This window comes from Pseudomonas sp. Tul2A7 (assembly GCF_054790505.1).
This window is the reverse complement of sequence record NZ_CP186499.1, coordinates 5,314,132-5,336,063: the sequence shown is the minus strand read 5'-3', so window position 1 is coordinate 5,336,063 and position 21,932 is coordinate 5,314,132. Positions and strand designations below refer to the sequence as shown.

Below are 21,932 nucleotides of genomic sequence, written 5' to 3'. Positions count from 1 at the left end.
GACTCAAAGATGTTCGTCTAGCACCTAAGCACTTAGCTGCTTGAACCAGTCAAGACTCGCAACGGTAGTTCCAGAAGGACGGTATTCACACCCGATCCATCCCGCGTAGCCGCGCTGCTCCAGCGCCGCGAACAACGCGGCAAAGTCGAGGCTCCCGGTTCCCGGCTCGTGACGCCCCGGGCAATCGGCGATTTGCACATGCACGGTTCTGTCATAAAACCGCGCCAGCACATCCGCTGCGTCTCCAGTCAAAAGCTGCGCATGATAAAGATCAAGAATCAGCCCGACACTCGGGAAGGTCTCCAGTACCTGTTGCGCCTTGCTGAAGTCAGACATGTAATAGCCCGGCATCGCCTCCGCGCTGATCACTTCGATAAGCGGCCGCAGCCCCTGGTCTTCCAAGTACTTGACCGCATATTCCAGGTTGCCCGCGTAGGTTCGCTCAGCGTCATTCTGCGTGGTAACGCCCGACATGATATGCACATCCGCACACGCCAAGGTCTTTGCGTAGCGGGCGGCCTGGAGCAACCCGTCACGAAATTCCTCTCTCCTGCCCGGTAACGCGGCGATGCCTTTGGTCACGCCAGCCGGGGCGGCGAACTGAATCAACGGCAAACTGTGTTGGGCTAGATGGTCGGCAAGCAGACTGGCGTCGAATTCGTACGGTGACGGGAACTCTACTGCCCGGAAACCGGCGGTTGCGGCGGCTTCGATGCGTTGCAGAAAAGGCAATTCATTGAATTGGAAACCGAGATGAGCATTGAACTTGAGCATTGGGTAATCATCCATCCTGGGAATAAACGACATCATTAGCCTGGAACATCCTTAGCCGCTCCAGCACTGCACTATGGCAAGTGCGTTCAACGATTAAAACCAGGTTTCCATCTGGATGCCGTATTGCCACACGCCTCCCGCCTGGAAGTCGGACATGCCAAAGGAGTCGTTAGTACTGAACCTGTCCAGATCCGAAGACCAGTTCATGTAGCTGGCGAACACTCGCAACTCCGGACGCGTGAGTAGATCGCCAACGTCAAGCTTGAATGTCGGGGCGACCGTGAATTTCCAGAAGTTACCATCGACCGCATTACGTTGTAGATAGCCCTTGGGGTCGAGGTTCATGGTTTGCCAGCTCATTTCGTAGGCCATTTCGAAGTTGCTGTTGATTTTGTTGGCCAAGCGCACGTTGAGGGTCAGCCAGCGGTAGTCGTCACCTTTGACGTATCGATCCTTGCTCTGTTCGGCCAGCAAGCTGGGCCCGATGCGCCAGTCAGAGGTCAGCGGGGTCTCACCGTAAAGCGCCAGACGCAACGCGCGGGCGTCGTCGATCAGTTCACCGTCCGAGCCAACGTTCTTGACCTCGGCCCCCAGACCTTGCCCATAGAGCAGCGCCGTTTTGAAGAAGCCTTCCCTGCCGAAAAAGGTTTTCTGATGGTTGGCCAACATGCTGTGCAAACCGGAATCCGCAGGCGTCAAACCGGCTTTGTTGGTGTGGGTGCCGAAATCGTTTTTCTTGGCGCCGATGGCGTTGTACATCCACTGCCACTGGCCATCCTCGAAGAACTGGTTGGAGGTCAGGACGTAGCTTTCCACGTCGGCATTAATTCCACCTTGACTGAAATCCCCGTAGCTACGCCCTATCAACGAGTAATTGGAGCGCCAATGCTTGTTCATCTGCACATCGTAAATTCCACCGCCGGTGCCGGCCAGGTAAACGACGTCCGAGTCCAGCCAGTGGATATCGAAATTATCTCTATCGAAGCGCTTGCCCGCCCACAGCGTAGCGTTCTCAAAGACTGAATTGCCTTTGAACGCAGCGACATGGTCGAGCGTGGCGAACACCTGGCGTACGTTGAGGTTGCTTTCGTCGGCCGTCCAGTCATTGGAGCTTTCCACGCCGTCGGCGATGGAGACCGTGAATTTGGAACGGGTGCCGTTTTGCGCATAGATCTCTTTCGACAGGTCGATGCGCATGTAGGTGTCGTCCTCGTTACCGAGTCGCCCGACTGCCCCGCCCACCGAGCCGGCCGGCGTTGTATAAGGGCCGCCACGCCCGCCACCCAGCCCCTCGTCGACCAGCAACCCGGAGCGCGCATAGCCGTTGAAGCTGAATCCATCGGCGAGGTTCCCGGTACTGCCCTCCTTCTCCAGGCTTTGCTGACGGGCTTCGAGTTTTGCCAGTCGGGTATCCAGAGCCGGCGCCGAAATGGCTGTTGCGTTAGCCGCGACGGACTGCGAGGAAGGCGTCGCGAATTTGATCTGCTGCAATTCCCGGGCGAGTGCCTGAGTCTGCTGTTCGGCCGTGGCCGCACGCTTTTCCGCTGCGCTGGCACGCGCTTCAAGTGCGGCCATGCGCTCTTCCAGCGTCGCGCCCTGAGAAGCCGCTGCCGATGTGCCGAGCACGCCGACAAGTAGCCAGCTTGATCCTTTCTGCATGTTGATTCCCTGTTTTGTTTTTATTTTTTGGTTGCCGCGATTGCCTTTTTTGCGTGAGTCGCGAGTTGTCACAAACGACAAAAAAAGGATGCCTCCTCGCAAATACGCTGCTACATTTGGCGATGTTAACGTTAACTTTTCTAAAAACAAAAATAAAGGACGCTCGATGAAACACCTGAAATCGCTCCTGCCCGTTGCACTGATCACCCTGTCTGCCGCACTGCCATCCGTCTCGAGCGCAACCGATCTGACGATCTCCTGCGGTGCGGTGGGTGCGGAGTTGCAGCTGTGCAAAGAGGCTGTCGAAACATGGTCGAAACAGACTGGCAACAACGTCGAGGTGGTCTCCACGCCTAATTCGGCGACCGAGAGGTTGTCGTTCTACCAGCAGATCCTCAGTGCGCAGTCCACCGACATCGACATCATTCAAATCGATATGGTCTGGCCGGGGATGCTGGCCAAACACCTGATGGATCTGCGTGAAGTGCTTCCCGCCAACGCGACCCAAGGCTACTTCCAGGCGCAGATCGATAACGCCACGGTCAACGGACGGCTGGTGACGATGCCGTGGTTCACCGACTCTGGGCTGCTCTATTACCGCAAAGACCTGCTTGAGAAATACAACAAACAGGTTCCTCAGACGTGGGAGGAAATGACCGCTACCGCCAGGGATGTGCAACAGGCTGAGCGCAACGCCGGCAACGCCAATCTCTGGGGTTATATCTTTCAGGGACGTGCCTACGAGGGGCTGACGTGTAATGCGCTGGAGTGGATCAGCAGCCAGCCGCAAGGCGGCCTGATCAATCAACGCGGCGACATCGTGGTCAACAGTCAGGCCTCAAGAGCGGCGTTGACCCTGGCGAAAAGCTGGGTCGGCGACATCTCCCCGCGGGGCGTGCTCAATTACACCGAGGAAGAAGGACGTGGCGTATTCCAGTCGGGCAATGCGCTGTTCATGCGTAACTGGCCTTATGTCTGGGCCCTGGTGCAAAGCCAGGACAGCGCCGTAAAAGACCAGGTCGGCGTCGCTCCCCTGCCCCGCGGCGGCGAGACCGGCGAGCATGCCTCCACCCTCGGTGGCTGGGGCCTGGCGGTCTCGCGTTACAGCGCGCATCCCCAACTTGCCGCCGAACTGGTGAGCTACCTGAGCAATGCCCAAGAGCAAAAACGTCGAGCGCTGAAAGGCGGCTATAACCCGGTGATCGAGTCGCTGTATCAAGATCCCGAGTTGCTCGCGGCCATGCCTTATTACGCTCAGTTGCACAGCATTCTCAATGCTGGGGTCATGCGCCCCGCCGCCATCACCGCCGATCGCTATCCACGGGTCTCCAATGCCTTCTTCGATCGGGTGCATGGCGTGCTGGCGGGCGAGTTGCCCGTCGATCAGGCACTGGCCGAACTGGAAAGCGAACTCACGCGCATCAAACGCCGGAACTGGTAAGCCACAAGGAAGGAAATCACCATGTCTGTCTCTACGACCCATGCCCCTTTTGACGAGTTTCTGCTCACGAGGGAAACGCCTGTACAACGTCGCCGGGTGCGCGCTGCCTGGCTGTTTCTGACGCCCATGCTGGTCTGCCTGGCCCTGGTGGCTGCGTGGCCGCTGCTGCGCACATTCTGGTTCAGCCTGACCGACGCCAGCCTGGCGGACACCGGTGGCGCAACCTTCATTGGCCTGAGCAATTATCTGCTGTTCAGCGGTTCCGGCTGGTCGGGCATCCTCGTCGATCCACATTGGTGGAATGCGGTGCGCAACACGTTGTATTTCACGGTGGTCTCGGTGGGGCTGGAGGTCGTGCTGGGACTGTTGGTGGCGTTGCTGCTGAACATCAAGTTCACCGGCCGTTCTCTGGTGCGAGCGTTGATTCTGATTCCGTGGGCGATTCCGACGATTGTCTCGGCGAAGATCTGGTCATGGATGCTCAACGACCAGTTCGGCATCATCAATCACCTGATGCTCAGCCTCGGCCTGATTGACGCGCCTCTGGCCTGGACGGCAGATGCCGACCTGTCGATGTGGGCGGTGATCATCGTTGACGTCTGGAAGACCGTGCCCTTTGTCACGTTGCTGATGCTCGCTGCCTTGCAGATGTTGCCGAGCGATTGCTACGAAGCGGCCAGGGTCGATGGCATTCATCCACTTAACGTTTTCTGGCGTGTCACGCTGCCACTGCTGATGCCTGCACTGCTGGTGGCGGCGATCTTCCGCATCCTCGATTCGCTGCGGGTATTCGACGTCATCTATGTGCTGACCTCGAACTCGTCGAGCACCATGAGCATGTCGGTGTATGCCCGCCAGCACCTGGTGGAGTTCCAGGACGTCGGTTACGGCAGCGCGGCATCGACGCTGCTGTTTCTGGTGGTCGCGGTGATCGCCATGCTTTACCTCTACCTCGGACGCCGTCAACTGGAGGTCCGCGCATGAGCCCGCGCCTGCTGAAAAAAGCGCTGTTGCGCCTCGGATTCTGGTGCCTGATCGGGGTGTTGCTGCTGTATGCGGTTTTCCCGTTCTACTACGCCATCGTGACGTCGCTGAAGCCCTCCAGCGCCTTGTTCGAGGTGAGTTACTGGATCGAACATCCCGACTTCTCCAATTACGCGGCGATCCTCCACCAGGCTTCATTCCTGCGAGCGATCGGTAATTCGCTGGTGGTTGCGCTGTGCGTGGTCACCCTGGCGCTGTTCCTCAGCCTGACCGCTGCCTATGCCTTGGGCCGGGTGAAATTTCGCGGGCGTGGCACGGTGTTGATGATGGTCCTTGGCGTGTCGATGTTTCCCCAAGTCGCGGTGCTGTCGGGACTGTTCGAAGTGATCCGCGCCTTGGGTCTTTACAACACCTCGTGGGCGTTGATCCTCAGCTATACGATTTTCACCCTGCCCTTCACCGTCTGGGTGCTGACCACGTTCATGGGGCAACTGCCCCATGAACTGGAGGAAGCGGCAATCATGGATGGTGCGTCGCCCTGGGTGACGCTGACCCGCGTGTTGTTGCCGCTACTCTGGCCCGCCCTGGTCACCACGGGCTTGTTGGCCTTCATCGCGGCATGGAACGAGTTCCTGTTTGCCCTGACTTTTACCCTCACCGACAGCCAACGCACCGTGCCGGTTGCCATCGCCTTGATTTCCGGCGGCAGCCCCCATGAGTTGCCTTGGGGCTTGTTGATGGCCGCCTCGGTGCTGGTCACCGTCCCACTGGTGATTCTGGTGCTGATCTTCCAGCGCCGAATCGTTTCCGGTCTCACTGCCGGCGCGTTAAAGGGTTGATGCCCAACAAAGACAAGGAACAGCATCGTGATCAAATTGAAACTGGACAACGTCAACAAACAATTGGGCGGCGCGCGGATTCTTCGCGACATCAACCTGGAGATTGCGGCGGGTGAATTCGTAGTCTTCGTCGGCCCTTCGGGTTGCGGAAAGTCGACACTGCTGCGACTGATCGCCGGACTGGATTCGATCTGTGCCGGCGACCTGCTGATCGACGGGCGGCGGGTCAACGACCTGGAACCGCGCGAACGTGGCGTCGGCATGGTCTTTCAGTCCTATGCGCTGTACCCGCACATGAGCGTCTACGACAACATCAGTTTCGGTCTCAAACTGGCCAGGACGGAAAAGAGCAGCCTGCGCGAGCGGGTGCTGAAAACTGCGCAAATCCTGCAATTGGACAAACTGCTGCAACGCAAACCGAAAGAACTGTCTGGCGGGCAACGTCAGCGTGTGGCCATGGGCAGGGCCATGGCGCGGGAGCCGGACATTCTGTTGTTCGATGAGCCGCTGTCCAACCTGGATGCCTCCTTGCGGGTGCAGATGCGCAACGAAATCGCCCGACTGCATGCCCGATTGCGCTCAACCATGATCTACGTCACCCACGATCAGGTGGAAGCGATGACCCTGGCCGACAAAATTGTCGTGCTCAATGGCGGCCATATTGAGCAGGTCGGCTCACCGCGCGAACTCTATGAGCGCCCGGCCAGCCGATTTGTCGCCGGTTTTCTCGGTTCGCCGAAAATGAATTTCCTGCCTGCACGCCTGCATGCGCCGGGCGAAACCAGCCTGGTTGATGCTGCCGTTTTGGGCATGACCACCCTGCCCTTCGACAGCTCGAACCTGGCGGCAGACGCCTCGCTGAGCCTGGGCGTTCGTCCGGAACACCTGTCGCTCAAAGCGGCGCAGGGAACGGCTGGCGTCGTCGTGACCGGGGTCGAATACCTGGGCAGTGAAACCTATGTGCACCTCGATACCGGGCAGGACGAGCCATTGATCTGTCGTTGTGAAGTCAACGCCGGATGGCAGGCAGGCGATCGGGTCGAGCTGCAACTGGACATCGACAAGATCCACCTGTTCGACGCCGACGGCACGGCATTGAAGCGCCACCCGCACGCCATTGAATCCGTGGCGGATGACCTCTCTTTGCGCTCAATCCGAGCACACGCCCTATGACTTTGTCTTTGAATACCCCGAGCGATCCCATGTCTTCGACCCTTGAGCTTGCGCAGCGCGCATTGGCTGACAGCCAGTCCCGCGTCATTGAGGATTATCGACCCGGTTATCATATTGCCCCGCCGGCCGGCTGGATGAACGACCCGAACGGCGTCGTGTACTTTGGTGGCGAGTACCACGTGTTCTATCAGCATCACCCCTTCGACGCGAAATGGGGGCCGATGTATTGGGGCCATGCCAAGAGTGCCGATCTGGTGCACTGGCAACACCTGCCCATTGCGCTGGCCCCCGGCGATGACTGCGACCGCGACGGCTGTTTTTCCGGTAGCGCCGTGGTCTGTGGCGATACCCTGGCCCTGATCTACACCGGGCACACCTGGCTGGGCGAAGTGGGTGATGAACGCTTGATCCGACAGGTCCAGTGCCTGGCAACCAGCAACGACGGCATCCACTTCGTCAAACACGGCGCGGTGATCGACAGCGCGCCGCAAGACACCATCATGCACTTTCGTGACCCCAAGGTCTGGCAGGACGATGGCTATTGGTACCTGATTGCCGGCGCACGTCTGGGCGACAGGCCGCTGCTGCCGCTGTACCGCTCCACGGATCTGCACGTCTGGGAATTCCTCGACTATGTGTCCGCCGGCAGCGAGGGCGATGGCTATATGTGGGAATGCCCGGACCTGTTTCGCCTGAATGGACGCGATGTGCTGCTGTACTCTCCGCAAGGCATGCAAGCCGACGGTTATGACCGGCTCAACAAGTACCAGACCGGTTATCGAGTGGGCCAGCTCGACAACCAGTGGCGCTTCACCGGTGGGCCTTTTATCGAGTTGGATAACGGCCACGATTTCTATGCGGCGCAGACGCTGTTGGCCGCCGATGGTCGGCGCCTCGTCTGGGCATGGCTGGACATGTGGGAAAGCCCGATGCCGAGCCAGGCCCATCACTGGTGCGGCATGCTCGGATTACCACGCGAACTTGAACTGCGCGCCGAGCGCCTTTGCGTGTATCCGGCACGGGAGCTCAGCGCGCTACGTATGACGCAATTGCCGGGGACGCCGTGGTGGGAAGCGTCGGGAACCCGCCGGGTGCCGGAGGTAAACGGCGACATGCTGGAAATCCATGTGCATCTGGATCTGCTCGGCTGCACTGACGGCCACCTGGGAGTCGCTTTGCGTTGCAGCGACGATGGCCGTGAAGAAACCCTGCTCTATTACGATGCGTCACTGCAGCGCCTGGTGCTTGATCGCAGCCGCTCGGGTGCGCAAGTCACCGGCCAGCGCAGCGTCTCGATAGACCCGACACAAGAGCGACTTGAGCTGCGCGTGTTCCTCGATCGCTCATCCATCGAGGTGTTCGACGAAAACGGCCGCTTCAGCCTCAGCAGTCGCCTCTATCCGCGCTCCGACAGTCTGGGTGTGAAGCTGGTGGCAAGCGGGAGTGGCGGGCGCGTCTCGATTGCCAAGGCATGGCCGCTCGGTTCGGGATGGTCATGAGCGGCGTCATACGGGTCGCGAGAAGCCCGGGCCCTGTGTCATGATTCTGCGTCAACCTGACCGGCCGCACTTCGCATGACTTCAGTGAAAGACGTTGCACAACTGGCCGGCGTGTCCCTGATGACGGTGTCTCGAGCGCTCAATACTCCGGAAAAACTGAGCCCCGAAACCCTTCTACGGGTGCGTCGTGCCATTGATGAACTGCAATTCGTACCCAGCCTGTCAGCGCGCAAGATGCGCGGTGACAACCTGCAGTCGCGCACCATCGGTGTGTTCGCGCTGGACACTGCGACCACGCCCTTCGCGGTCGAGCTGCTGCTGTCCATTGAACAGACCGCGCAGCAGGCCGGCTGGAATGTCTTTATCCTCAACCTGCTAAGCAACCCGCCCACCGACCAGAACATCGACCTGATGCTGTCGCACCGTCCGGACGGTCTGATCTTCAGCGCCATGGGGTTTCGCCAGGTCAGCATTCCCGAGCGCTTGAAGAGCAAGCCTCTGGTGCTGGCCAATTGTCTGGCAGATGACAGCAGCCTCGTCAGTTATGTGCCCGACGACGAAATGGGCCAGTATCGCGCCGTACACCACGCGTTGAGCCTCGGCTACAAGCGTCCTCTGTGTATCAATCTGCCGAAACAGAGTCTGGCATGGGGGCTGCGACAAAAGGGTCTGCAGCGTGCCTGTCAGGCATTCGGACTGGCGCCTGAAACACTCCTGCAATACGACCTTTCCGATCATGATGCCTACAGTGAAACAGCCGCTATCCTCGACCGGCATGTCATTGATGGTCGCCCCCAATTCGATATTCTGATCTGTGGCAACGACCGCATTGCCTTTTGTGCCTATCAACTGTTGTTGGGGCGTGGCCTGAAAATTCCCGACGATGTCGCCGTGCTCGGCTACGACAACATGATCGGCATTGCCGAGTTGTTCATCCCGCCGCTGACCACCGTGCAACTGCCGTACTACGAAGTTGGGCGCCAGGCTGCACGGCATCTGATCGAGACCCTGGAGCTATCGGGAGCTCAGCGAGTTGACTGTCCATTGGTGGTCAGGACATCACTCTGAGAGTGGGTCAGCTCGCTGATAGCACTCCCGATTGCTTTGGATTTGCCGAGTGGAATCAGAAATCCACTGTCGCCGAAAGCAGATAGGTTCTCGGTGTCGACAACGTCAATCCTGGCTCACTGTCATCGGACGCCCCTGCCGAACTCCAATAACGCTTATCCAGCACGTTCTCGACATTGGCGCGCAGGGTGATGGTTTTCTCATCAACTTTGAAGGCGTACCGCGTGCCCACATCGAAGCGCTCCCAGGAATCGATTTCCTTCTCGTTGGACTGATCCAGATACTGCGAACTCGAATAGATGCCACGGCTTGTCAGCGTCAGCCCCTGCACACTCGGCACGTCCCACTCTGCGCCCAGATTGACGTTGTATTTCGGCGTCGCCGGCGCGCGATTGCCGTCGAAGGTGCCATTGGTGGTCTGGGTCAATTCGCTGTCGATGTACATCACGCCGCCAAGCAAACGGAAGCCTTTGAGCGGTTCGCCGAATACGCTCAACTCCACGCCATTGCTCTCGCGCTTGCCATTGGGCCCGAAGACTCGCGTGGTGGCGTTGGTTTCGTAGGCCGGTTGCTTGATGCGAAACACCGCAGCGGTCAACGCGTAGGCGCCGGCGTCGTATTTGGCCCCCACTTCAACCTGGCGGCTGATAAATGGCGGGAAGATTTCGTCCTCGTTGATGGAGGTCGACGGCGCGATTTTGCCTTGGCTCAAGCCTTCCATGTAGTTGGCGTACAACGACAGCTTGTCAGTTGCCTTGAACAGAATCCCACCCGAAGGCGAAACCTTTTCCTCGTCGTAAGCGGTGTCGCCTTTAACGTCATCGCTCCAGTCATCAACTTTCACCCGCTGCCAGCGCGCACCGAGGGTCAGCAGCAATCGATCGTCGAAAAAGCCCAGGGTGTCGGACAGCGCTACGCCGCTGAAGCGGTTTTCCGTGTAGACCTTGGCGTCATTACGTGTCGGCGTACCGGGTTTGGCGGTTTCCACCGGGTCATACAGGTTGCTGCGCCCTGCCGCGTAACGCGCGCCGCCGTTCTCGAAATCCATGTAGAAGTAGCTGGCCGCGAGGTTGACCTCGTGGCTCACCGGCCCGGTATGGAACCAGTTGCGCACGCCGGCGGTGGCGGTACGGACATTCTCGTCGCGGGTGAAATCACGCGGCAGTACGCTGAAATCACCGGCATCGTTGGTGACGGAAACGGCGTGGCGCAAGAAGTCATGATTACTTTTGCGCGCGCCGACGCCGCCGTACAGCATCACCGAATCATTGACGTCGAACTCGGCGTTGAACGTACCGAAGGTGTCCTCGGTTTTCGCCTGAGTCCAGGGTTGCGCGTAGTTGCGATGCACCTTGTTCGCGCTCGGAACCTTGGCATTGGCCGCGACCTGCACGCGCTCCTGCGGCGCGTCGGTGTCGCGTTCGGTGTGGCCGATATCGGTGGAAAGTCGCAAGCGCTCACCGCGAAAATCGAGGCCGAGCACGGCCATGTCACGGTCGACGCTCTGGTGATCCCATTCCGTGTCACCGGATTGCTTCACGCCGTTGAAACGCAGGCCAAACTGATTGTCTTCACCGAACCGCCGGCCGACATCCACCGCGCCGCCGACCTGATTGTTCGACGCATAATTGGCCGTCAGCGAGGTGATCGGTTTGTCGGTGGCTCGCTTGGGCACCACATTGATCCCCCCGCCTACGCTGCCCCGCGGCGAAATGCCGTTGATGAGCTGGCTCGGGCCTTTGATGATATCCACACGATCGGCCATTTCCATATCAATGGTGTACGTCGGCAGCACACCATAGAGGCCGTTATAGGCGACGTCGCTGTTGAACAGACTGAAACCACGGATGGTGAACTGCTCGTAGCGGCCACCGGCCGGGTTGGTTGCACGCACCGATGGATCGCTGGAAATCAGATCGCCCAGGGTGCGCGCCTGCTGATTCTTCACCGCCTCGCTGGTGTAGGTGGTCATGCTGAACGGGGTCTCCATGAAGTCCTTGGACCCCAGCAAACCCTGCGAACCGCGTCGCGCCACCTGCCCTCCGGCAAATACATCGGCACCTGTCGAATCACTGGCGCCGAGGATCGACGTCGGCGCCAGTTGCAGGCTGCTGCCCTCGGTGGCGGGAATCAATGTGTAAGCATGATCGCCCAGCGGTTGCGGTTGCAGTTGCAGACCGGAACCCAGCAACAAGCGAGCGAACCCCTCCTCCACAGCGAATTCGCCGGACAAACCGTTGCTGTTGCGGCCACTCACCAGTGCCGGATCGACCGACAGATTGACCCCTGCCAACCCGGCAAATCGGGTCAGTGCTGCACTCAAACTACCGGCTGGCACCTGGTAACTGCGCCGAGCGGCGTCTTCGGCCCAACTGGACTGGATCAACACAGGGCTGGCACTCAGGCTCAGCAGGAGGCTCAACTGCAACAACGGACGCAAACGACTTGGGAATACTGCGGGCATTGGAAGAAGCTCTCGATTTTGTTCACTTACCTGCAATGACCGGTGAGGCGAAAAAAAGGGACAGGCTTCAGACGATATTTTTTCGCGGCGCCAGCGTTACCCAGAAACGCGTGCGCGAATGCACCTCCAACGGCAGGCTCGCCGCCAGCAGGGCCAGCACTTTATCGGTGTCGTCGAGACGGAAACTGCCGGTGACCCGCAGACGTTCAAGTGCCGGCTCCCAGCGCAGCAGTCCCGAGCGATAACGGCTCAACTCGCGCAGGAAATCCCCCAACGGTTGGTTTTGCGCCATCAACACACCGTCACGCCAACCCGGCATTTTGGCGTCGAACAGCGCGATCGGTCCGGCGCCGGAGGCCTGCAAATTGACCTGTTGCCCGGCGCTCAACTGCAGCGCCGGCCCGTGCAACGGCTGCAATTGCACCGAGCCGCTGACCACCGACACGTTGCACTCACGCTCGTTGAGGCGCACGCAGACTTCGCTGCGGCTGACAATGATCCGACCGTACGGCGCGTTGACCGTCAATGCCGTGCCACCCGGAACGTTGAGCGCCATTTCGCCGCGCACCAACGTCAACTGACGGCTGGCCAGATCGACGTTCACCGCACTGGCGGTGTTCAGTTGCAAGGTGCTGCCGTCGGCCAGCCGTGTACGCGTGTGCTCTCCGGTGGAAGTCTGCAAATCCGCGCGCCAGACGTCGAGCGGCAACTGGCGACTGATCAGCCACGCCGCAGGCACCAAAGCCGCCAGCCCCAGCGCCCTTTTCAATGCTGCACGCCGCGCCAGATCCGGGCGATCGAGTGTGGCCATGGCCAATTCTGTCGGCAGACTGGCAAAGCGCTGACGCAACGATTGAATCTTCTGCCAGGCGTTTTCATGGCGGCTATCGCTGTCGCGCCAGTGCTTCAGTCGCATGTGATCGGCTTCACTGGCCTCGCCGGATTCGAGCAATGCCAACCACTGTGCGGCGGCTCGCGCCACTTCACGCGCTTCGGTGTTGGGTGCCACGCGCATCATAGATCCAACATCAAACAATGCTCGTAAGCCATTGCCATATAACGTTTTATGCTGCGCTCCGAAACTTGCAAACGTTCGGCGATTTCACGGTAACCGAGGCCTTCGAGCTGACTCAGGAGAAAGGCCCGACGCACCGCTCGCGGCAAACCATCGAGCAGCTCATCCAGCGCTTGCAGGGTTTCCAGCAGCAGCCAACGCTGCTCGGGCGACGGCACGCATTCTTCGGGCAACTGCGCGAGGGCTTCGAGGTAGGCTTTTTCCAGGCTGCGGCGGGTGTAGAAGTTGCTCAGCAAGCGTTTGCCCACGGTCAGCAAATACGCGCGCGGTTCACGCATGTCGGCAATCGGCTGAGCGCTGCACAGCACACGCAAGAAGGTGTCCTGGCTCAGGTCCGCCGCATCCCAGGCATTGCCCATGCGCCGCCGCAGCCAGGTTTCCAGCCAGCCCCGGTGATCGCGATACAGTTCGTGCAGGTGCTGCGGCGATGGCGTCGCTGCTTCAGTCATCTCAAGAGTCCTGCGCGAAGTCAGTTTCAAATGAGAGTGATTCTATTTAACTTGCGCGCCGACACAAAGCCTTTTTATCCTCGGCATTCATGAGCGCTTCAAGGTCTCGCTCGGCAACTCCTTGAACAACGCCCGGTAACTGCTTGAAAACCTTCCCAAATGCCAGAACGACCAGTGCATCGCCACCTCGGCAACCGTCGTTTCCGTTGGCCGGCGCTTGAGCAATTCACGGTGTGCGCTGTTCAACCGGCGCAGGCGCAGCCAGTGACTCGGCGTCATCCCGGTGTAGGCCTTGAAGGCTTGTTGCAATTGGCGCAGTGGCACCCCTGCCACGTGGGAAAGTTCGAGCAGATTGACGGTGTCTTCCGGCGAATCCGCTGCCCACTCCCCTACGCGTTTCATGATCATCCGCTCTTCGGTACGACGCTGTAAGCCGCCGCGATCGAGACTTGTGTGAGCGTTGTCGAGGATGAACAAACAGTCTTCAAGCAGCTGTTTTGTCAGCGCATCTTTATCAAGCGGATCAATAGCTTGCGACAACTTCGTGAGAGTCGAGCTTAACCAGCGACTGAACAAGGCGTTCTGCCCGCAATTGAGTTGCGTCATGAACAACCCTTCGAGTTTCGCCACATTCAGACCGTGCTGACGGACAAACTCCGGACCGAACACCACGGCGATTTCCTGGTAGTTCTCCGGGGTGATCCAGATGTTGCGGCTCTCTTCATTGAGCAGGTACAGCGCGTTGTCGCTGCGATCAAAACAGAACGCTAGAGCACCCGATGGAGCGCTGAAATTCTGCTCGACGCGGGTGTTCATCTGCTCTTCATAGACCTCGACACCTTGCAGATCCAGATAGCGGATATGCCCGGCGAAATGGCCCGGCGACATCTGTTGGTAATGCTGGACCCAGCCCGGTGTGGCGCGGACTTGCTCGGCCACATCGGCGGTGTTGAACGCTTGGACTTGTAGCGGATTGCACGTCGTCATGGGGTGACCTTGCGCACTCTTTTGGTGCGCTTTGGTGCTGCTTAAAGTGGATAGATGGAACTGCAAGGCTCGCCCAAGATAGTCGTCAACGCGCCACAGGGGAAGGGGCGGAAGATGAAACCCGCCCTCCCCGGCGTCTATAAAACCAATAACGAGGTCTTTATGAATGCCCCTTTCGATCAGCTGTTCACATGGCTGAAAGATCACAAGATTACCGAAGTCGAATGTGTGGTCAGCGACTTGACCGGCATTGCCCGCGGCAAGATCGCACCGACCAACAAGTTCCTGCATGAGCGAGGCATGCGCCTGCCGGAAAGTGTGCTGCTGCAAACGGTAACCGGGGATTTTGTCGACGACGACATCTACTACGACCTGCTCGATCCTGCCGATATCGACATGGTCTGCAAGCCTGTGGCTGACGCGGTCTACGTGATTCCGTGGGCGATCGAACCTACCGCCATCGTCATCCACGATACCTTCGACAAGTTCGGCAACCCGATCGAACTGTCGCCGCGCAACGTGCTGAAGAAAGTCTTGCAGCTGTACACCGACAAAGGCTGGAAGCCGATTGTGGCGCCGGAAATGGAGTTCTACCTGACCCAGCGCTGCGAAGACCCGGACTTGCCGCTCAAGGCACCATTGGGCCGCTCGGGCCGTGCAGAAAGCGGTCGGCAGTCGTTCTCCATCGATGCTGCCAACGAATTCGATCCGCTGTTCGAAGACGTCTACGACTGGTGCGAATTGCAAGGCCTGGACCTCGATACGCTGATCCACGAAGACGGCCCGGCGCAGATGGAAATCAACTTCCGTCATGGCGACGCACTGGATCTTGCCGACCAGATCACCGTGTTCAAACGCACCATGCGTGAGGCAGCGCTCAAGCACAACGTTGCCGCGACGTTCATGGCCAAGCCGATCGGCGACGAGCCGGGCAGCGCCATGCACATCCACCAGAGCGTGGTGGACATCGCCACCGGCAAACCGATATTCGCCAACGCTGACGGGCAGATGAGCGAACTGTTCCTGCACTACATCGGTGGTTTGCAGAAGTACATTCCGAAAGTGCTGCCGATGTTCGCGCCGAACGTCAACTCGTTCCGCCGCTTCCTGCCGGACACCTCGGCACCGGTCAACGTCGAATGGGGCGAAGAAAACCGCACCGTGGGTTTGCGTGTGCCGACTTCCAGCCCGGAAGCCATGCGCGTGGAAAACCGCCTGCCGGGTGCCGATGCCAACCCGTATCTGGCGATTGCCGCCAGTTTGCTCTGCGGTTACATCGGCATGGTCGAAGCCATCGCGCCGAGCGCCGCGGTCCAGGGCCGCGCTTACGAGCGTCGCAACCTGCGCCTGCCGATCACCATCGAGGAAGCGCTGACGCAGATGGAAGAATGCGAAACCGTGGCGCAATACCTTGGCGACAAGTTCGTCCGTGGCTATGTCGCGGTGAAGCGTGCCGAGCATGAAAACTTCAAGCGCGTGATCAGCTCGTGGGAGCGTGAGTTCCTGATGCTGAGCGTTTAACCCAACCCAAAAGTCCCCTGTGTCGATCGTTCCCACGCTCTGCGTGGGAATGCAGCCCGGGACGCTCCGCGTCCCATCCAAAGCCGAACGCGGAGCGTCCGTTGAGGCATTCCCACGCAGAGCGTGGGAACGATCATTATAAGAAGAGGTGTCGAAATGCGTCTGTTGAAATCCGTACTCCCGGTCGCCCTGAGCTTGCTGTTCAGCGCGGTAGCCCAAGCCCAACCCCAGGTCAGCGTCTACAACTGGACCGACTACATCGGCGAAACCACCCTCGCCGACTTCCAGAGTAAAACCGGGATCAAGGTGATCTACGACGTTTTCGATTCCAACGAAACCCTGGAAGGCAAGCTCCTCGCCGGGCGCACAGGTTACGACGTGGTGGTGCCGTCCAACCACTTCCTCGCGCGTCAGGTGAAGGCCGGCGCATTCCTCAAACTTGATCGCTCGCAACTGCCGAACTTCAAGAACCTCGACCCGAAACTGCTCGAACTGCTGGAGAAAAACGACCCGGGCAACGAGCACTCGGTGCCGTACCTGTGGGGCACTAACGGCATCGGTTACAACGTCGACAAGGTCAAGCAAGTGCTGGGCATCGATCACATCGATTCCTGGGCCGTGCTGTTCGAGCCTGAGAACCTGAAAAAACTCAGCCAGTGCGGCGTGTCGATGATGGACTCCGCCGACGAAGTCTTCCCCGCTGTGCTCAATTACATGGGCCTGGACCCGCGCAGCGAAAACCCGGAAGACTATAAAAAGGCTGAAGCGAAACTGCTGAGCATCCGCCCGTACATCACCTATTTCCATTCTTCGAAGTACGTGTCGGACCTGGCCAACGGCGATATCTGCGTAGCCTTCGGTTATTCCGGCGACGTGTTCCAGGCCGCCAACCGCGCCAAGGAAGCCAAGAATGGCGTGAACATCGCTTACGCCATTCCGAAGGAAGGCGCCAACCTCTGGTTCGATCTGTTGGCCATTCCGGCCGACGCCAGCAACACCAAAGAAGCCCACGCCTTCATCAATTACCTGCTCGATCCGCAAGTGATCGCCAAGGTCAGCGCCTCGGTCGGTTATGCCAACCCGAACCCGGCGGCCAAGCAATACATGGATCAGGAGCTGGTCAACAACCCTGAGGTTTACCCATCCCAGGCAGTGCTCGACAAGCTCTACATCTCCTCTACCCCGCCCCAGGCGATCATGCGTCTGATGACCCGCTCCTGGAGCAAAGTGAAGTCGAACAAATGAATCAGTACACCCAGGAACACGCCCGCTCTTACTACGCCGCGTCGGCTCGGGCGACTACACCTTATCCGCAACTGGAAGGTGATCTGAGCGCCGATGTCTGCGTGATCGGCGGCGGGTTCACCGGGGTCAACACCGCCATCGAACTGGCCCAGCGCGGGTTGTCGGTGGTGTTGATCGAAGCCCGGCGTATCGGCTGGGGCGCCAGCGGGCGCAATGGCGGTCAGTTGATTCGCGGGATCGGCCATGACGTTGAAGGCTTCGCCAAGTATGTCGGTCAGGAAGGCGTGCGTTACTTGCAGCGTGCCGGCATCGATTCGGTGGAACTGGTACGCCAGCGCATCGGCGACAACGGCATCGAGTGCGATCTGCGCTGGGGCTTCTGCGATCTAGCCAACACCACGGCGCAGTTCGCTGCCTTCAAGGATGAACTGGTCGATCTCGCCGAACTCGGCTATGCCCACGAAACCCGGCTGATCGGCCCCGAGCAGGTGCGCCAGCAGGTGGTCAACTCTGACATCTATGCCGGTGGCCTGGTGGACATGGGTTCCGGTCACCTGCACCCGCTGGACTTGGTGCAAGGCGAAGCGCGATTGGCAGCGTCGCTCGGCGTGAGGATTTTCGAGCAGAGTGAAGTGCTGGAGATCATCCACGGCCCGACCGTGCAGGTGCGCTGCGCAAGCGGCACGGTACGCGCCGGCAGTCTGGTGCTCGGCTGCAATGCGCATCTGGACGAACTCGAACAACAACTCAGTGGCAAGGTGCTGCCGGCCGGCAGTTACATCATCGCCACCGAACCGTTGTCCGAGGCGCGCGCGGCGCAACTGATTCCGCAGAATCTGGCGGTGTGCGACCAGAAAGTCGGCCTCGATTACTACCGGCTCTCCGCCGATCGGCGCTTGCTGTTCGGCGGTGCCTGCCACTATTCCGGGCGCGATCCGGCGGACATCGCCGCTTATATGCGGCCGAAGATGCTCAAGGTCTTCCCGCAACTGGCGGACGTGCGCATCGATTACCAATGGGGCGGCAAGATTGGCATCACCGCCAACCGCTTTCCGCAGGTCGGCCGCCTCAAGCAACACCCGAACGTGTTCTATGCGCAGGGCTATTCCGGCCACGGTCTGAACGTCACGCACTGGTGCGCAAAACTGCTCGGCGAGGCGATTCATGCCGGCCACAGCCAAGGCATGGACGTGTTCAGCGGCGTCCCGCACATGACCTTCCCCGGCGGCACGGCCCTGCGCTCGCCACTACTGGCACTGGGGATGTTCTGGTATCGCTTGCGGGAAATGCTCGGCTGACAGCGCAGACCGCGCTGACACGATCTGATCGTTCCCGGCTGCGCTTGATCGTTCCCACGCTCTGCGTGGGAATGCAGCCCGTGACGCTCCGCGTCACTGGACGCAGAGCGTCCCTTGAGGCATTCCCACGCAGAGCATGGGAACGATCATCAAGCACAGGTGAGCTATACACATTTGCTCTATCGCCAAGCACTTCTATATTGATGAGGTGCTTTTGCGTTCCTGACGCTCAGTGCCCAATCAATCGAGGAGGACATGGATGAAGTCGTCAGCCACCGACGAGCCGCGAGCACCAGGCCAAGCCCCAGTCAAAACCCGCCGTTTCGGCATTTCGCTCGTCTGGATTGTGCCGATCGTGGCGGTGCTCGTTGGCATTTCGCTGGTGGTGCACAACGTGATGCAGGAAGGGCCGACGATCATTGTCAACTTCAAGACAGGCAGCGGCCTGACGGCGAACAAGACCGAGGTCAAGTACCGCAACGTGGTCATCGGTCAGGTGACGGACGTCGAGTTGAGTGGCGACCAGAAAAGCGTCGACGCCACCATCAAACTGTCCAAACAAGCGGAAACCTTCACGCGCGAAGATTCACAGTTCTGGGTGGTGCGCCCGCGCATTGGCGCTGGCGGCGTTTCGGGCATCGACACCCTGCTTTCCGGTGACTACATCGGCGCCGACGTCGGCCAGTCCGATGGCCGCGCAAAGAACTTCAAGGGTCTGGAAAATCCGCCGCCGATCACCTATGGCGAACCCGGCAAGCGCTTCATGCTGCATGCGCCGGACCTAGGTTCACTGGACATTGGTTCACCGGTCTATTACCGCAAGATTCCGGTCGGCCAGGTCGTCACTTACGCCCTCAACCCCGAAGGCAAAGGGGTCGATATCGAGGTGTTCATTCACGCGCCGAACGACGCGTTCGTCACCGAAAACACCCGTTTCTGGAATGCCAGCGGCATCGACATCAATGTCGGTGCCAACGGCTTTGCCGTGAAGACCGAATCGCTGTCGACCCTGCTGGTGGGCGGTATTGCGTTCCGTGCTCCGGATTACAGTCCCAACGATGTGGCCGCCGCCGACGACAAGGATTTCGAACTGTTCGCCGACCAGCAGAGCGCCCTCGCCCCACCGAATGGCAAGGCGCAATACATGGTGCTGCGTTTCGAACAGTCACTGCGCGGACTCAAGGTCGATGCGCCGGTCGAGTTCCTCGGTATGGAGATCGGCCGGGTCGTGGGCATCAACCTGGATTTCGATGCGAAAAAACGCACCTTCCCACTCAACGTCGGCATCGTCATTTACCCGCAGCGTCTCGGTCAGGCCTACAAAAAGATGCTCACCGAATTCAAGCACGACCCCAACGACGAAGCCGCTGGCATCCGCCTGCTGGGCACCTTCGTCGATAATGGCCTGCGTGCTCAGGCGCGCAGTGGCAACCTGCTGACCGGCCAGTTGTACGTGGCACTGGATTTCTTCCCGAAAGCGGAAAAAGTCGCGTTCGACCCGACTGCTCGCCCGGTCGTTCTACCGACCGTTCCCGGCAGCCTCGAACAGCTGCAGGAGAAACTCGAAGCCGTGGTCGACAAGCTCAACAAGCTGCCGGTTGATCGCATCGCCAACAACCTCGACAGCAATCTGATCGAGCTACGCAAAGGCCTGACCCAGTTCAACGCCAAGACCCTGCCGGGCGTGCAAAGCACCCTCGCTGATGTCAGCAAGACCTTGCAGTCCGCCAGTTCCACGTTGGCCGAGGATTCGCCGCAACGCGAGAAACTCACGGAAACCCTCGACGAACTCGGGCGCATGTCGCGTTCGCTGCGTGAGCTGTCGGATTACCTTGGACGGCATCCGGAATCGCTGATTCGTGGTCGCCCCGATAACGCCGCGCCTATCGACCTGAAAGGCCCGCCACGCAACTGAGCACAGGAGCTGAACCATGGCTGTACCGCTGAAAATCACCGTGCTCGCTGCGTTCATGCTGCTGGGCGCGTGCCGCAGCGACCCGATCAGCTTTCACACGCTGACGCCAGTGCAGATCGCCAACACCCGGACCGGCGCGCAGATTCCGATCGAAGCGCTGAGCGTGCCGCCGCAGGTCGACCGGGCGCAAATCGTTATCCGCCAAGGCAACAGCGGCCTGGCGATTCTGGAAACCGATTGGTGGGGGGCGACACTGGCGGATGAGTTGCGCGGTGCGTTGGCCGATCAATTGAGCAATACCAGTGGGCAAGGCAATGTTTCGGTGCGCATCGAAGTGCAACGCTTCGACTCGATCCCCGGTCAGTACGGCCTGATCGACGCCAAATGGCGCTTGCGTCCCGACGGCGCCACTGACAATGGTTTGCTGACCTGCCGTTCGACCCTGCAAACACCGTCCGGCCCGACCATCGATGATCTGGTGGGCGCCCAGCAGCACAACGTCAAACGGCTGGCCGAGCAGATCAGTCGGGCGGCCACCGGCAACGCGCGCACCTGCCCTTCCTCGTCGTGACGGGGCCTACAGATCGAAGCGATCCACCGCACGCCGCCGCTCGTTGTCATCACGCACATCGTAGTTGGCGGTGGTCTGGATGTTGCTGTGGTGCGCGAGCTTCTGCGCAATCGACAGATCATGTTCCTCGATCACCCGTGTGATAAACGAACGGCGGAAATCGTGCGGCATGATCTTCACCCCGACCTGCGTGCCACGCTGACGGGCGATGTAATAGATCGCGTGTTTGGTGATGCGCTCGCGGGTGATATGACTGCCGCGACGGATACGGTTGAACAGAAAGGCATCGTCGCTCTCACCCTCCTTCAGCTCTGAACGTCGCAGCTCCAGCCATGCATCGAGTTTGGCGAACGCCCAGGCCGGTGCGTACTTGATCAGTTGTTTATTGCCTTTGCCGGTAACGGTGAGGCTGCGCTCGGTGAAGTCGACCTGATTCAAGTCCAGGTCCACCGACTCCGATTTACGCATGCCGGTGCCGTACAACAACGCAATCACTGCCGCATCGCGCAGCCCTTGAGGGCGCGGATCAGCGGCACAGACTTCCATCAATTCGTGGATCAAGGTGCGCTTCAAGTTGCGCCCCTGAGATAACCGCGTGCCGGCAATACCTTTGACTGAACGCATCTTCAGCAGGTGATCCTGAGAGATCAGGCTCATGCGCCACGCTTCGTTCATCACCCCGCGCACGGCATTCACATACAGCGACGAGGTATTCGGCGCATAACCGTCGGCGCGCAAAGCGGCGACCAGCGCCACGACGTCTTCCGGTTGCAACCCGTGCCAGGGGATTTCTTCGATATCCACGTCTTCGAAACCGAGGCGGTCCGCAGCATCCTGCAAGACATAGCGCATGGTCAGTTGGCTGGAAGGCGCCAGGCGCGCCAGATAAAGCGTCAGCGGATTAGTGTTGGACGGGGTGGATTCAGTACTCGACAAGTCAATCAAACGAAACGGCCTTGAATAGAAAACA

General features: G+C 59.6%; 18 protein-coding genes. 11 read left to right on the top strand and 7 right to left on the bottom strand.

Annotated elements, in window-relative coordinates; genetic code table 11:
• Positions 1–24 precede the first annotated feature (24 nt).
• Both ACOYXJ_RS23855 and ACOYXJ_RS23850 read right to left on the bottom strand, forming a co-directional pair.
• The gene (locus ACOYXJ_RS23855; protein ID WP_460371822.1) at positions 25–774 is read right to left on the bottom strand and encodes a hydroxypyruvate isomerase family protein; all 750 of its coding nucleotides are present in this window, start codon (positions 772–774) and stop codon (positions 25–27) included.
• Positions 775–867: 93 nt separating this feature from the next.
• Positions 868–2,433, bottom strand: coding sequence for a carbohydrate porin (locus ACOYXJ_RS23850; RefSeq protein WP_460371820.1), 1,566 nt, complete (start codon positions 2,431–2,433; stop codon positions 868–870).
• A gap of 166 nt (positions 2,434–2,599) precedes the next feature.
• Between ACOYXJ_RS23850 and ACOYXJ_RS23845 the strand changes: the two genes are divergently transcribed.
• The 6 genes from ACOYXJ_RS23845 (at position 2,600) to ACOYXJ_RS23820 (ending at position 9,437) form a co-directional block, all read left to right on the top strand.
• Complete coding sequence (locus ACOYXJ_RS23845) at positions 2,600–3,874, top strand: ABC transporter substrate-binding protein (RefSeq protein WP_460371818.1); 1,275 nt, start codon at positions 2,600–2,602, stop codon at positions 3,872–3,874.
• 21 nt (positions 3,875–3,895) lie between these two features.
• A complete protein-coding gene (locus ACOYXJ_RS23840) occupies positions 3,896–4,858 on the top strand; it encodes a carbohydrate ABC transporter permease (protein WP_460371816.1) in 963 nt (320 codons plus the stop codon).
• Positions 4,855–5,697 (top strand): carbohydrate ABC transporter permease, encoded by an 843-nt coding sequence (locus tag ACOYXJ_RS23835; protein ID WP_160040144.1) that lies wholly within the window; start codon positions 4,855–4,857, stop codon positions 5,695–5,697. Before ACOYXJ_RS23840 ends, ACOYXJ_RS23835 begins: the two co-directional genes overlap by 4 nt.
• A gap of 27 nt (positions 5,698–5,724) precedes the next feature.
• Complete coding sequence (locus ACOYXJ_RS23830; RefSeq protein ID WP_460371814.1) at positions 5,725–6,870, top strand: ABC transporter ATP-binding protein; 1,146 nt, start codon at positions 5,725–5,727, stop codon at positions 6,868–6,870.
• Complete coding sequence (locus ACOYXJ_RS23825) at positions 6,867–8,369, top strand: glycoside hydrolase family 32 protein (RefSeq protein WP_460371812.1); 1,503 nt, start codon at positions 6,867–6,869, stop codon at positions 8,367–8,369. The genes ACOYXJ_RS23830 and ACOYXJ_RS23825 overlap by 4 nt, the downstream gene beginning before the upstream one ends.
• A 75-nt stretch (positions 8,370–8,444) precedes the next feature.
• A complete protein-coding gene (locus ACOYXJ_RS23820) occupies positions 8,445–9,437 on the top strand; it encodes a LacI family DNA-binding transcriptional regulator (RefSeq protein ID WP_460371810.1) in 993 nt (330 codons plus the stop codon).
• Positions 9,438–9,492: 55 nt separating this feature from the next.
• On the opposite strand, the gene ACOYXJ_RS23815 is transcribed toward ACOYXJ_RS23820, so the two are convergent.
• The 4 genes from ACOYXJ_RS23815 to ACOYXJ_RS23800 form a co-directional block, all read right to left on the bottom strand.
• Positions 9,493–11,901, bottom strand: coding sequence for a TonB-dependent receptor (locus tag ACOYXJ_RS23815; protein WP_460371808.1), 2,409 nt, complete (start codon positions 11,899–11,901; stop codon positions 9,493–9,495).
• Positions 11,902–11,968: 67 nt separating this feature from the next.
• A complete protein-coding gene (locus ACOYXJ_RS23810; protein ID WP_460371806.1) occupies positions 11,969–12,916 on the bottom strand; it encodes a FecR domain-containing protein in 948 nt (315 codons plus the stop codon).
• Complete coding sequence (locus ACOYXJ_RS23805; RefSeq protein ID WP_038361341.1) at positions 12,916–13,425, bottom strand: sigma-70 family RNA polymerase sigma factor; 510 nt, start codon at positions 13,423–13,425, stop codon at positions 12,916–12,918. Before ACOYXJ_RS23805 ends, ACOYXJ_RS23810 begins: the two co-directional genes overlap by 1 nt.
• A gap of 87 nt (positions 13,426–13,512) precedes the next feature.
• Complete coding sequence (locus ACOYXJ_RS23800) at positions 13,513–14,412, bottom strand: helix-turn-helix domain-containing protein (RefSeq protein ID WP_460371804.1); 900 nt, start codon at positions 14,410–14,412, stop codon at positions 13,513–13,515.
• A 162-nt stretch (positions 14,413–14,574) separates the two neighbouring features.
• Between ACOYXJ_RS23800 and ACOYXJ_RS23795 the strand changes: the two genes are divergently transcribed.
• The 5 genes from ACOYXJ_RS23795 to ACOYXJ_RS23775 all read left to right on the top strand — a co-directional run bounded on the left by ACOYXJ_RS23795 (position 14,575) and on the right by ACOYXJ_RS23775 (position 20,962).
• Positions 14,575–15,933, top strand: coding sequence for a glutamine synthetase family protein (locus tag ACOYXJ_RS23795; protein ID WP_150792703.1), 1,359 nt, complete (start codon positions 14,575–14,577; stop codon positions 15,931–15,933).
• Positions 15,934–16,089: 156 nt separating this feature from the next.
• Positions 16,090–17,178 carry a polyamine ABC transporter substrate-binding protein gene (locus ACOYXJ_RS23790; protein WP_460371802.1) on the top strand — a complete coding sequence of 363 codons (1,089 nt, stop codon included), beginning with the start codon at positions 16,090–16,092 and terminating at the stop codon, positions 17,176–17,178.
• The gene (locus tag ACOYXJ_RS23785) at positions 17,175–18,476 is read left to right on the top strand and encodes an NAD(P)/FAD-dependent oxidoreductase (protein ID WP_460371800.1); all 1,302 of its coding nucleotides are present in this window, start codon (positions 17,175–17,177) and stop codon (positions 18,474–18,476) included. The genes ACOYXJ_RS23790 and ACOYXJ_RS23785 overlap by 4 nt, the downstream gene beginning before the upstream one ends.
• Positions 18,477–18,735: 259 nt before the next feature.
• A complete protein-coding gene (locus ACOYXJ_RS23780; protein WP_460371798.1) occupies positions 18,736–20,391 on the top strand; it encodes a PqiB family protein in 1,656 nt (551 codons plus the stop codon).
• 16 nt (positions 20,392–20,407) lie between these two features.
• Positions 20,408–20,962, top strand: a complete 555-nt coding sequence (locus ACOYXJ_RS23775) for a PqiC family protein (protein WP_150792699.1) — start codon at positions 20,408–20,410, stop codon at positions 20,960–20,962.
• A 6-nt stretch (positions 20,963–20,968) separates the two neighbouring features.
• Here ACOYXJ_RS23775 and ACOYXJ_RS23770 read toward each other — a convergent pair whose 3' ends face one another.
• Positions 20,969–21,814: a site-specific integrase gene (locus ACOYXJ_RS23770; RefSeq protein WP_224793216.1), complete on the bottom strand. Its 846-nt coding sequence runs from the start codon at positions 21,812–21,814 to the stop codon at positions 20,969–20,971.
• Positions 21,815–21,932 lie beyond the last annotated feature (118 nt).